11 protein-coding genes are annotated in these 12,086 nt (G+C 40.3%); 3 read left to right on the top strand and 8 right to left on the bottom strand.

Annotation, left to right across the window (positions count from 1 at the left end):
• Positions 1-225: 225 nt before the first annotated feature.
• The 8 genes from BW139_RS12120 to BW139_RS12085 form a co-directional block, all read right to left on the bottom strand.
• A complete protein-coding gene (locus tag BW139_RS12120) occupies positions 226-1,116 on the bottom strand; it encodes a hypothetical protein (RefSeq protein ID WP_076919840.1) in 891 nt (296 codons plus the stop codon).
• 207 nt (positions 1,117-1,323) lie between these two features.
• On the bottom strand, positions 1,324-3,858 hold the full coding sequence (locus BW139_RS12115; RefSeq protein ID WP_076919839.1) for a TonB-dependent siderophore receptor: 2,535 nt from the start codon (positions 3,856-3,858) through the stop codon (positions 1,324-1,326).
• A gap of 275 nt (positions 3,859-4,133) precedes the next feature.
• Positions 4,134-4,979, bottom strand: coding sequence for a DUF4198 domain-containing protein (locus tag BW139_RS12110; RefSeq protein WP_008112822.1), 846 nt, complete (start codon positions 4,977-4,979; stop codon positions 4,134-4,136).
• Positions 4,980-5,013: 34 nt separating this feature from the next.
• Positions 5,014-5,520: a DUF2271 domain-containing protein gene (locus tag BW139_RS12105; RefSeq protein WP_076919838.1), complete on the bottom strand. Its 507-nt coding sequence runs from the start codon at positions 5,518-5,520 to the stop codon at positions 5,014-5,016.
• Positions 5,520-6,152 carry a PepSY-associated TM helix domain-containing protein gene (locus tag BW139_RS12100; protein ID WP_076919856.1) on the bottom strand — a complete coding sequence of 211 codons (633 nt, stop codon included), beginning with the start codon at positions 6,150-6,152 and terminating at the stop codon, positions 5,520-5,522. The genes BW139_RS12105 and BW139_RS12100 overlap by 1 nt, the downstream gene beginning before the upstream one ends.
• Before the next feature lie 82 nt (positions 6,153-6,234).
• Positions 6,235-6,630 carry a YbaN family protein gene (locus BW139_RS12095; protein ID WP_076919837.1) on the bottom strand — a complete coding sequence of 132 codons (396 nt, stop codon included), beginning with the start codon at positions 6,628-6,630 and terminating at the stop codon, positions 6,235-6,237.
• A gap of 142 nt (positions 6,631-6,772) precedes the next feature.
• Positions 6,773-8,029 (bottom strand): porin, encoded by a 1,257-nt coding sequence (locus tag BW139_RS12090; RefSeq protein WP_076919836.1) that lies wholly within the window; start codon positions 8,027-8,029, stop codon positions 6,773-6,775.
• Between the two features lie 111 nt (positions 8,030-8,140).
• The gene (locus tag BW139_RS12085; RefSeq protein WP_008112832.1) at positions 8,141-8,623 is read right to left on the bottom strand and encodes a MarR family winged helix-turn-helix transcriptional regulator; all 483 of its coding nucleotides are present in this window, start codon (positions 8,621-8,623) and stop codon (positions 8,141-8,143) included.
• A gap of 415 nt (positions 8,624-9,038) precedes the next feature.
• Between BW139_RS12085 and BW139_RS12080 the strand changes: the two genes are divergently transcribed.
• The 3 genes from BW139_RS12080 to BW139_RS12070 are packed head-to-tail and all read left to right on the top strand — an operon-like array spanning position 9,039 to position 11,984.
• A complete protein-coding gene (locus BW139_RS12080; RefSeq protein ID WP_076919835.1) occupies positions 9,039-9,893 on the top strand; it encodes a D-hexose-6-phosphate mutarotase in 855 nt (284 codons plus the stop codon).
• A gap of 5 nt (positions 9,894-9,898) precedes the next feature.
• Positions 9,899-10,444: a PH domain-containing protein gene (locus BW139_RS12075; protein ID WP_076919834.1), complete on the top strand. Its 546-nt coding sequence runs from the start codon at positions 9,899-9,901 to the stop codon at positions 10,442-10,444.
• 10 nt (positions 10,445-10,454) lie between these two features.
• Positions 10,455-11,984, top strand: a complete 1,530-nt coding sequence (locus tag BW139_RS12070) for a PH domain-containing protein (RefSeq protein ID WP_407070241.1) — start codon at positions 10,455-10,457, stop codon at positions 11,982-11,984.
• Positions 11,985-12,086 lie beyond the last annotated feature (102 nt).

Raw genomic sequence — 12,086 nt, 5'->3', positions numbered from 1 at the left:
GCATTTTTATTAAGGACTTAGTATATTAACCTGAACTCTGGATAATAAATCTATCTCAAGCAGCTATTTTGAGCGCTAACTGCGTTGAATTTACTTGCAATAGACTAGCTATTGACGCGTAATTTCGCCTTGTTTTCACTGAAAATCTCTGGCTAGAGAAGACAAACATAAATATTATTTTGATTCAATATGTTAGTAAATCTCTTAACCAGAGTTCAGGTTATATTAGTCTAGCTTTACTGAACCAGAGATATTATCGATGCTAACATCACCAGAGCCTGCTTCTGTAATTGTTAGCCCTTTAGCATGATTAACGCGAATATCGCCAGAGCCATCTTCAATAGTTACGCTTGAGTCAATATGTTCAATCAGCATATCTCCAGAGTTATCGTCTACGGTAACTGCGCCATTAATATGTTTAATAGTTATGCCGCCCGAGCCATCTTCAACGTTTAATACACCTGTTACATTAGTAACTTGCATTTCGCCTGAACCATCTTCAATTGCGACATTACCACTGACATTATCAATATCAATGCTGCCTGAGCCATCATTTAATGCTAAATCGCCGACTACATTTTTTACGTAAATACTGCCCGAGCCATCGTCAATATTTAAGTTTTTAGCACTATTAATATTAATGCTGCCAGAGCCATCTTTTACATCAATATTGCTTTGCATCGCGTTAATAACAATATCGCCTGAACCGTCGTTAATATCTAAATTTAGGGTGTTAGGTACGGTAACAACTAAATTGATACTTGGCGATTGCCCGCTGTAAAAGCTAATCCCATTATTACTTTTATTTTGTGCAACAAGTTTTGCTTGTGTACCGCTTTTCTCAAGGATGAGTTCGTATTCATCGTCAATGTCGGCGGTGTAAATGATGGCATCAACGCTAATATTGGTTGCAGTATTAGAGCCCTGAATTTCGAGCGAACCGGCACCACTCAATACTGTTAAATACTCAAGGTTATTACTTGGTAATGTAAGCTGCTGAGTTTGTTTTACTGATGCGACACTGGGCGATATATGAAATACACAACCGCTGAGTAATAAAATACCGCTAATTAGTGAAACGGGCTTAGTGAAGTTGAATAGAGTTGATGCGCTCATGTTTAGTCCTTTGATAATGATTATTTTAGTTAATATACAAAGTATAGAGCAAAAATGAGGCCTAAATGTAAGTTATTGTTTTATATGAAATGACAATAATTGCTAAAAAGATAAAATGCCAAAATATGGTTAAAAATACTAAATGTTAATAAAAAGGATGCACGATGCATCCTTTTGTAATTACTCAATTTTTAATGGGTGCTTTACTTAAAAGCGGTAAGTAATGTTACCGTATAAAAAACGCCCATCTAAACTGTAGGGTGTATAAGGCGTATATGGAAATATTTGGCCAAAGTTAGAGTAGCCAATGTTATCTACCGTTGCTTGTGGGTACTGATCAAACAGATTATTTGCACCGACTGCAAACTTCCACGCATCGTTAGGGCGATAAGCAACTTCTAAATCAGTGATCCATTTGGCATCTAAATATTCATCACCATCGCTGGTAGTTGAAATATCTGCCACTTCCCCATAGCGAGTTGCACGCAAGGTTGTTTGCCATTGGTTAAAGCTCCAAACAGCCGATAGGTTTAGTTTGTTATCGGGTGTGCCTTGCTCAAAACGGCCTACTTCACGACGGGCAAATACCACGTAGTCATCGCCTAAAGAATTTAGCTCGCTCGGGTTTGCATCTACATGAGTCACTTCGGTATCGTTAATGTTTGCCGCCGCATTTAAGCGCAGATCACCCAATGTATTTAAATCAAGCGTGTACGTTGCCACAATATCAACACCTTGCGTGCGCGAATCTATGGCGTTAGTAAAGTAACGCACACTTTCGGTATTTAGCTCGCCCGCATTGGCTAGAATTTGCTGCACAGCGTTACCGCTTAAGTTTTCAGAGAGTACGATCCGGTCATCAATATCAATGCGGTACGCATCAACCGTTAAACTAAAGTTACCTTGGGTATAAACAAATCCAGCGGTAACATTAACCGAGTCTTCGGCATCGAGCTGTTTTGCACCTAATGCTTGCGCTGCAGGAGCAGAGCTTGGAAATAGGCCAACTTCAAAAGGCTGGTTATTTTCAAGAATAGTCGATATTTGACGGTACGAGCTTTGTGCAAGTGACGGCGCACGAAACCCAGTACTGGCAGCACCACGTAATGATAGGTTGTCGGTAATACTGTAACGCGTGGCTAATTTTGAAGTAAATGTGTTACCAAAATCGCTGTAATCTTCATAGCGACTGGCTAAAACTACATTCCACTTATCAGTTAAATAAGTATCAAATTCAGCAAATACAGCAACATTATGACGACTTTCATTGGTTGCGCTTTGCGGCCCAAAACCAGGAAGCACCTGTGCACCGCCAGCAGCAATTGGGTTACCGTTTTCATCAAGCGCAGTAATATAAGAGGCTTCCTCGCCTTGCTCTATTTTATAGCTTTCATGGCGGTATTCAGCACCAATAGTGAAAAACACATCATCGGGTAGACCTAAATCAACGCTGGTATTAGCATCAAAGTTAACTAAAAATTGATCGTAAATCATGGCGCCGTTATCAAATTCAGTTTGGCTATTAGTACCTAACGAAGTATTTAGGCTATTTACAACCCCTAGGCCAAAGTCATTTCGACCATAGTTAGTACTTACATCCCACGCCCAATCGCCACTATTGCCTTGTAAACCAAGTGCCAGCGAGTAATCTTTTACGTCAGTGGCAATTTGCGGCAAAAAGCCATTGGGGTAGAGCTCTAAAACATTGCGGCTGTCTTTTGCGCGGCGGTAAAATCCGCCTGAGTTACCTTCACGCTCAGAATAGCTACCAAACGAATAAACATTAAAGCCATTCTCTAAGTCGTATCCCATATTGTAAAACAAAGCGTAGTCTTCCAGCGCTGCTTTACCAAAACGGTGATTGTAGCGATCAATTGTAAATTCGCGTGGATCTAGGCTGCCATCATCTAGGCGGCTGTATTGTTCGCGCGGATCAAAACCAGAGCGTTGAGTTGAGTCGTTATCACGGTATTCAATTGATACATTTACAAAACCATTGTCTGTTAATGAAAAACCTGAGTTTGCGCTAATTGTGCGGGTACTACCGTCGTTAACGTGACGATCGTCGCCTAAATTAAATGCAAGGTTGCCGTTATCATCCGCATAAGTGCTATTTAGTTGCGGTACACCGGCCATTTGGCTGTCGTATTGGCCATAAGTTACGCTAACACTGCCGCCTTCGGTGGCATCTTTTAAAACAATATTGATTACACCCGCAATAGCGTCAGAGCCATACTGGGCTGCAGCCCCATCACGTAGTACTTCAACACGCTTAATTGCAGAGGTGGGGATCATGTTTAAATCAACCGCAGTAGAGCCGCGACCAACTGTACCGCCTAAGTTTAATAACGCACCAGAATGGCGACGTTTACCATTAATGAGCACTAGGGTGTGATCGGGTGCAAGGCCTCTTAAAACCGCTGGGCGAGCATGGTCGGTACCATCAGACAGTGTGGCACTTGGGTAGTTAAAGCTTGGTACTTGGTTAGCGAGCACTTGGCTAATTTCAAGTTGACCTGTGCTTGCCATATCGTCGCTGCTAATAATATCTACAGGCACGGTGCTTTGCGCAATACTGCGCAAACTGCGGCGTGTGCCTGTTACTGAAATTACTTCGATATTTTCTTCCACTTGGTTAGTTTGCTCAGCCGCATTAGCAGCTGAAAAAGAGGCGCTAAGTGCGGTGGTAATAGCCAAGCTAAGTGCTAATTTTTTATTAGCTGATAAATGCTGAAAAGTCATTAAGCGTGCCTTGAAGATTTTGAAAAGGGCGCATCATATATAAGCGGCTAGTGCATCGCAAAGATCTAAATTGACTATGTTATTCAACTATTTTTATAAAAATAAGTGATCGGAATAACAGATTGAAATAGGAACAAAAAAGGAGGCTAAAATATAGGATTATGCTTATGTAGGCAGTGAAAGTGGCTAACTTGGTTTAAAGCCTTGCTAAAAGATTTTAATTATAAAGAAGCTACAGGCCAAACTATTAATGTGGCCTGTAGGGAATTAAAAAGTTACTCAGGTGCTACTTCGAGGGTTGTAAATAGTGCATAGCGACCTACGTCTACGCCAGCTTCATTGACGGTTACTTTTTGAGACGTTTCGATTAGGTATAAACCAGGCTGTTGCCAAGTGCTGGTGAAAAACCCGTCTTTATCTGTGGTTACTTTAATCTCACCGCGAGTATTACGATAGCGTGTATCACCTTTTAAAATACTTATTTCAATCCCTTCGCCAACCGGCTTGCCATCGCTTAGTAGTTGAAAGCGTGCTTGCTCACCAACAAATAAGTCGTTTGGATGGGTAGGCCCACTTAACTCCAAGCCTTGACCTAATAGTGCCGGTTTAGACGTGCCATTGTGGCTAACAAATGTATCGACGGTAGAGATGGTTTTAATTGTGGTGATATCGCTGGCGTCTTTAGGTAAGTTGGCATCTGTTTTTTTAGCGAATACACGGCTTCGCTCGCCTGCTGCATTTTTGTAAAATGTCATGTACATAGGCTTTTGCGTCATCGCAATATGATAGGTGCCTTGTTGCTGAAGTTTTACTGCAGCAGAGCTTTTGCGTTGAAGGTAATAGGCACGAATGGTGTCGGTAACTTGCTCGCCATTTGGGGCTAGCGCCATTAATAATGAATCGTCGTACTCTGCGCCTTTTATGCTTGGACTAAATGCTTTATCAGGTGCAAAAATTTCGTTAGAAATACTCGCATCAATCATAACATAATGCGCTTTATCGCCTGATAGCGAGGTATGCGAAGGGAGTAACCAGCGGCCATGTGCACTTGCGGTTGTTGATACCAGCGCTGATAAACTCAGTGCGCCAATAAGTGCTGTTTTTAATAAATTAACGTTCATTATTTTTCCTTTAAATTTGAATGATAAGTAGGGGCTACCTAGCGCTTACAGTGACAAAGCTGGTTGAAAATTCGTTTTTACCATCAATAGTTATTTTCTCTGATTGGGTTAAATCAAGCTCAATGCGGCTGTAATCACGCCCACCTTCTTCGCGAACAACTTCAACATTAAGTAGATACTTGCCGGGTGTTACGGGGTTACCGTTTAGATCCTTGCCATCCCAGCTAATTGTGTATGTGCCGGCACGTTTGGTTGCGCTGCTGACACCATCAAACTGAGCATTACTTTTACCGGCTTTGCGCCACCATTGACGTAGGTCTTTAAACCATTCCGCTTTTTGTACCCAAAGCGCTAATGTTGTGACGTGTTTACGCTCTGGCGTTTCCAGCCATACAGCAACATAAGGTCGGTGGTAGGGTTGCACGTTTAAATCGGTAAGGGTTAATTCAACGTCTAACCTTGGCGATTGTGCATGAGCATTAATTTGAAATAGTGCGGCGACTAACAGCATGATGCTTAGCCATGGTTTAATTTTAAACATTAAGACACTCCTTTTATTTGTGGCACCCAACACAGGTAAATAACGATAGGTGTTGCTACACCTAAGGCGGTTATCCATATTCCTGCTAAGCGTTTTTTTCTGTTTTGAAATAAAATAATCATGCCGGTGATGGCAAATAGGATCATCAGCACTGCAGATATATCAATAACCCAGCTCCATAAATCACCGCTGTAACGACCTTTATGTAAATCGCCAATTACACTTAAAAACCCCCCGGTTTGATAATCGAGTAACAGTTCGCCACTAATAAAATCAAACTCTGCGTAGGCGTAGCCTGCCGGTAATGGGTAGTCGAGCATGACCAGTGAATCTTGCTTTTCCCATTCAATGCTTTTCACTTTATTCAGCCCATAGTGTTTGGCTAAGTAAGCTTCTATTTGTGGATAAATAGCAGGCAGGCTATTTAATTTTGTATTTGCTTGAGTAAGCAGATCTTGGGGGATTTGGACCGTAATTTGGCCATTGTTTTTATCGTTTTTTAACCAGTCAACATGGTTTAGCACTATACCGCTTACACAAAATAGAATAAGTAAAAAAAACAAAGCGGTGGAAATATAGATATGTAGAGTACGACTTGTACTATATAAAGTGCGTTTATTAACAAAGGGCATAAAAGGAGCTGGGTTATTTAATTTATACGGATGATAATGATTTGCATTAGCTGTTACAAATTTATTTACCAAACTTTACACTTTATTTTTTAGGAGGAGCTGAGGGCTTAGAAATTAAGTAAGCCATAACCAGCACTTCAACAACAGCCACTAGGGCAATAATCCAAGCTGGAGGGCTGTTGTATAATAAAAATATAAAGCCTATTAGCATACCTATACCTGCAGCATACTTTGCCTTTACAGGAACCACTTGATGGGCGCGCCAATGTTGTAATGTTGTACCAAAGCGAGGGTGGTTTAATAGCCAAGATTCAAGCGCGCTAGATGAGCGAGCAAAACACGCTAAGGCTAAAATTAAAAACGGTGTGGTTGGCATAACGGGTAATACAACACCAATAATGCCGAGTAATACACACAGTAGCCCCAGCAATTTAAAGCCGAAATTTTTATAATAAATAAAAACGTTTTTTATGCTCACTTTAGCTCTTTTTTAATTAATTAAACGGTAAAAGGGTAAGCTAATTAAAAGGTAAAATGAAGAGAAAATGGCTTAGTTGCATGTTATCAACTAAGCCATTTAGGGTTAGCAAAGGAAGAGAATTTCCTGGTTGCACTACCTATTAAAAGTAATAGCCTAAATTAATATTAAACCGGCGCTCGGTATCGCCATCACCAATAATGGTACCGCCAATAAAGGGTTGATTGCGGGCTTGTACAAAATCAACATAACTAAAGAACCCCCCAGCAGTAATACTCATGCCGGTTACATTCATCCACGTGTTGGCGCTATTATCTGATTTGTTGTAGATGATCCCATAGTCATTATAAAACTGCAGGTTGGTAACTGGGCCCCATTCTAGTGCGTAGTCATAGGCAACATTAAAGTTGGTCATTGTGGCTTGGCTCGACACACTGTCATAATAGTCAAAAGCACCCACTGCAAAGCGGTTGCTGCCATCATCTAAGTCGTAGTCGTATTCGCCGTGTTGAAATTGAATGTTCCAGTTATTAATGTTGCTGTTTAAGTGAACGGCCCACGCACTGTAATTACCCGCGCGGTCTTCACCATCATGTAGTCCACCACTGAGTAGCGATACACCTAAATCTGTGGTTATATTTTTACTGTGCTTAAGTTGATAAGTGGCTCGACCAGCAAAAGTGTTGTATTCACCAAGTTGCTTTGCAGGCTCGGCATAGGTTCCTTCATCGGCAGGGCGACTGCCAATAATGTCATAAGAGTAACGGTGGTTTTTATCTGATGCTAAGCCATCAACTCCGCCAAGTTCATCATTTTTAAAAAAGCCAAGATCAAGTGTCCAGTTGTCTTTAAGCTTACGCTTAGCAACTACCCCTAAATCAAAGTCATCTTCTAGGCCAACATAGTAGTTAGTGCTAAAAAAGTAGCTGTGAGAATTGTAAGGACCATTACCAAACGGTACGGCGGTTATACCGGCTTGGCCTTCCCAGCCATCAGTAAATTCATACCCTAAGTAAGCGTATTTCACTACTGTCATGTAATCGTAAAAGCGTACTTCACCATTGACTGAAATATCATTAATTTCACCAGAGACATTTAAACGGAAAATATCAAAATCAAAGTCGCCACCGCGATCTTCATTGTCATCATCGTAAGAGTTAATGCCGTAGTTAGCGCGAATGGCACCCCCTATCTTTATTCCTGATGATTGCTGTTCAGGCTTTGCAGCTTCATCAGTTAGTTGCTGAGCTTTTTTTTCAGTGAGTTTGCTTTCAAGCTTTTCTACTTGTTGCTTTAACTGCGTTAATTGGCTTTGGAGAGGTTGAAGATTTGATGCATAAGAATTACTAGCAACACCACCTAAAATTAAGGCGAGTGTTAGTTTTGAGAGTTTAGTCATAATAGCCGTTTTGATTGTGATTAAAAAAATAAAGGCGCAAAAATGCACCTCTTAGTGTGGAAAAAGGGGAAAATGGCAGGCTAATTTAGTTTATTGTTTTTATACTGCGTTTTATTCTTTAGGAGTTTGAAACAGTGCGCCTACTTCTAAAAGCGGGGAGGCGTCTAGCTTATCTGCATCCATCATTGCGGCAATACGCTGCATTGATGAAAGGAGTAAACTCTGTTCCCATTCAGCAAGTGCTGAAAATTTTTCGATAAAATGCTCTTGTAATGGCTGTGGTGCTTTTTCGAGTAGTTCTTTACCTTGTTCGGTAAGGTATAAGCTGACTCGGCGCTTATCCATTTGACTACGAACACGTGTTACTAAGTTTTTACTCTCGATTCGGTCAAGAATATTAGTAACCGTTGCTGGGCTTAAGTTAACGTTTTGCGCAATACGGCTGGCGGTAATACCATCAGTTTGAGACACTTCCTGCATGATAAGCAGTTGTGGCCCTGTTAAACCCGCTGTTTTATTAAGTTGCTTTGAATGTAAGTCAATCGCACGGATCACCTTACGTAAAGAAACTAGTAACTCGTCATATTTTTGCATTTGTTTGTCTCATGGAAGGCGAATGATTTGCCGTAATCATGAAATGTTACACATCAAATAAATTGAATTCAAATGATATATGTTATTTCAGCCCGCTGTTATTAGTTTTTATTGGTTTTTATTAATTTGAGCAGTAATTAAAATAGTATTTATTATCTTTAATTTATTAAATGTTCATAACATTCTGTTTGCTAAGGTTGCGCACCTTACGTAGGTTAAAAGCGATACGCAAGCCACAGATGTAAAACTTTAGTCGTAATTTAGCCATTGATGTGGCATAAAAGTATAGTAACTAACTCAATTTAAATAACTATTCTATGTAGCTTATGCTTTAAGCATGCATTATTGTTTGTGTACAAGTAACCTGTACTCAGGTTAAGTATTAAAAATTAGTCTCAGTGTTAAAGGAAATAAAATGCAATTATCACCCTCAGTATGTATTGAGCGTACACATAGCGGTTTAGAATTTATTAGTATTAATAGTCGCCAATGTGAGGCGAAAATATTTTTACAAGGTGGGCAAATAACTGAGTTTACACCCAAAGGCAAATTGCCATTATTGTGGGTGTCTGGGGATGAAACCTTTAGCGAAGGGAAAAGTATTCGTGGTGGCATTCCTATTTGCTGGCCTTGGTTTGGTCAACATGAAAATACGGATTTTCCCGCGCATGGCTTTGCCCGTACGCATGTATGGCAAGCCGATGAAGTGCATGAAACCGACAGCGAGGTTACTGTGAGCCTTAAATTACCAATGAAGCAGGTAGATTCTACTTTTTGGCCGCATCAGTCTTCATTACGGGTTGAGTTTATTTTATCAGAGCAATTAGAGGTGCGTTTAACCACCTGTAACTTAGGTAATGTACCATTTAGTTATACACAAGCACTGCATACTTACTTTCCAACAGAAGATATTAATAATACCCGAGTGGCAGGGCTGCAAGGGGCGCAATATATAGAATTTGGTCAAGGGCCTCATCAGCAACATGACGTGGTCGACTTTTCCCGTGAAACCGATATGGTTTATACCCAAGCCGCAGCGGTTCAAACAATTGATACTCCTCAGGGGATGATCAGTGTTAGCAGAGAAAACTCGCAGTCGTGCGTACTATGGAATCCATGGATTGAAAAATCAAAGCGGCTATCAAATTTTGCCGATGATGATTATAAAAGCATGTTATGCCTAGAAGCAGCGAATGTGCTTGAAGATGCGGTTACGCTTGAGCCTAAACAAAGTCATACCTTAGTGACAACAATAAAGTGGCTTGGCTAAGTCCAATGGAGCAAAGTGTGTTTACTAATCAACAAATAACCGATCTACCGCAACATAAAAGCATAGTGTTTGAGCCGCTTGCCGATAAAGCGTTATTACATGCACAATTGAATTGGTTGTTATTTTTCATTCCTTTTTGCTTAGTGCTAGCGGCAGTTTGTTATTTCAATACAGATTTTGCAGCCATGGCGCAAGGTTACTTATTGGTTGCTGTTCCGCTATTAATTTTACTTTGTATGTTATACAGCGTGTTCAGTATTAAACTACAAGGCAGTGCATTACGTACCCACGATATAGCATTTAAAAAGGGTATTATTTGGCAGCAGGTAATTATTTTGCCGTTAGCACGAGTGCAGCATATTGAAATACATCGTGGGCCAATAGAGCGAAAACTGGGTTTAGCAAGTTTACGGCTTTACAGCGCAGGTGGTATGAGTGCTGATTTACAAATTAGCGGCCTGACCCACGAAAAGTGCAAAAATATTCGTCAATTTGTACAAAGCTATCGCCACGATGAAACCACAAGCGAGGCTACAGCCAGTGAGTGTTGATGCTACGCAAATGACGCCACCTTCACTTAATTGGCAAAAAGTGTCGCCCTGGGCATTGGCTTATTTTGTGATGCATTTTAGTGTTCGCTTTGTCAAAGACGGCTTATTTAATTTACTGCCTGTGTTAGTGGTATTTGTTACCCAGGTAGAAAATAAACTATTTTGGGGGCAAGTTGCGCTCGCGATTGCTTTGACTTCATTGCTTGCTTATTGTTTTTTGTATTACCGTAGTTTTCGTTTTTGTATTACTGACGAGCATGAAATTTTACTAAATAAAGGCGTATTTAAAAAAGAGCGACTCACCTTAAAGTTTTCTCGAGTGCAAAATGTAAACATAGCTGAGCCCTTTTATTTTACTCCAGTAGGTTTAGTTAATTGCATTTTTGATGCTGCCGGCAGTGTTGCCCAAGAAGCGGTATTGCCGGGAGTAACCAGCGGTTATGCCCAGCAAATGCGCAAACAAGTATTTGACTACAAAGCACAGCAGCAACCATCAGCAGAAGTAGCTGACACAGCGCAGTCTCATATTGAAGAGCAGGACGAAAATAGTTTATTCATTTCAAATAAAGAAATAGCTAAGTTTGGTTTAATGTCGAACATGGCCATTTTAGCGCTTGCCGCTATTGCCCCTTTTATGAATGTGGCAATCGATTTTTTAGAGCAGCAGTTTATAACAAAAATAGAGGGTTTTTATCAGCAAGAGCTGGGTATGATGGCTAATGCAGCGGTATTTGCAGTAATTACTTTGATTTTTGTATTGGTATTTATAGCGGTGTTTTTATCGGTGACTATGTCGCTCATTCGGTTCTATAATTATCAGCTTTATTTTAAAAATAAAAAATTTAAACGTATTGCAGGGCTGTTAGAACGCCATCAACTATCAATTAGTTTAGATAAAGTGCAATCTATAGTTATTAAGCAAAACCTAATTGCTAGGCTATTGAAACGTTTTACTGTTGAGTGTTTGCAAGCCAGCAGTGGTGGCGCTGCAAGTATGGCGAAAAAGAATAAACAAACCTTAGTGTTACCTGTGCTCACGCAGGAGCAAGTTGATAATGTGTGTCAGTGGATTTACCCATGGTTTGACAGTAAAAAGCTGGCATTCAAGGCGGTAGAAAGGGCATTGTTATATAAAAATATGGTGTTTTATGCCTTGCTACCGAGTGTTGCTTCTGGGTTTTTAATTAGCTTTATGCAACTTAATGTATTAATTCCGTTAGCGTTATTTTTGGTATTAGCTACGTTAGTATTTTTGTCTTATAAACGTTATGGGTATTATCTTCATCAACAAGATGGGCGTTTTTATATGGTGGTACGCAAAGGTATGATTGGCGTACATTACCGGGTATTTGAGCTGTACAAAGCACAAAGCGCTCGCAGTGTGAGTACCTTTTTTATGCGTCGCTCTGGCTTAAAAAGCCTGTATATACAACTTGCTGCAGGTGGCGCGTATGTTCCGTATTTAAAACAGCAAGATGCTGACTTTATTATTGATTTTACGCTTATGCAGGCTGAGTCAGACTCCCGTAGTTGGATGTGATTTCCTCCGTTGTAAATAATTAGCGTTCAGGTTAAATAATAAAGCAGGTGTAAATACACATTTGCACATGCTTTATTACACTTTTTTACTGCCCGTTTTTTC

Source organism: Pseudoalteromonas sp. SK18 (assembly GCF_001974855.1).
Taxonomy (GTDB): Bacteria; Pseudomonadota; Gammaproteobacteria; order Enterobacterales; family Alteromonadaceae; genus Pseudoalteromonas.
The sequence above is the reverse complement of the archived record's forward strand: the minus strand, read 5'-3'. Positions and strand labels throughout refer to the sequence as shown.

Excerpts from the sequence above, each read along its gene's own strand:
- BW139_RS12070 (WP_407070241.1), top strand. The coding sequence starts at position 10,455 with ATGACGCCACCTTCACTTAATTGGCAAAAAGTGTCGCCCTGGGCATTG.
- BW139_RS12080 (WP_076919835.1), top strand. The coding sequence starts at position 9,039 with ATGCAATTATCACCCTCAGTATGTATTGAGCGTACACATAGCGGTTTA.
- BW139_RS12090 (WP_076919836.1), bottom strand. The coding sequence starts at position 8,029 with ATGACTAAACTCTCAAAACTAACACTCGCCTTAATTTTAGGTGGTGTT.
- BW139_RS12085 (WP_008112832.1), bottom strand. The coding sequence starts at position 8,623 with ATGCAAAAATATGACGAGTTACTAGTTTCTTTACGTAAGGTGATCCGT.
- BW139_RS12110 (WP_008112822.1), bottom strand. The coding sequence starts at position 4,979 with ATGAACGTTAATTTATTAAAAACAGCACTTATTGGCGCACTGAGTTTA.
- BW139_RS12115 (WP_076919839.1), bottom strand. The coding sequence starts at position 3,858 with ATGACTTTTCAGCATTTATCAGCTAATAAAAAATTAGCACTTAGCTTG.
- BW139_RS12100 (WP_076919856.1), bottom strand. The coding sequence starts at position 6,152 with ATGCCCTTTGTTAATAAACGCACTTTATATAGTACAAGTCGTACTCTA.
- BW139_RS12075 (WP_076919834.1), top strand. The coding sequence starts at position 9,899 with ATGGAGCAAAGTGTGTTTACTAATCAACAAATAACCGATCTACCGCAA.
- BW139_RS12105 (WP_076919838.1), bottom strand. The coding sequence starts at position 5,520 with ATGTTTAAAATTAAACCATGGCTAAGCATCATGCTGTTAGTCGCCGCA.
- BW139_RS12120 (WP_076919840.1), bottom strand. The coding sequence starts at position 1,116 with ATGAGCGCATCAACTCTATTCAACTTCACTAAGCCCGTTTCACTAATT.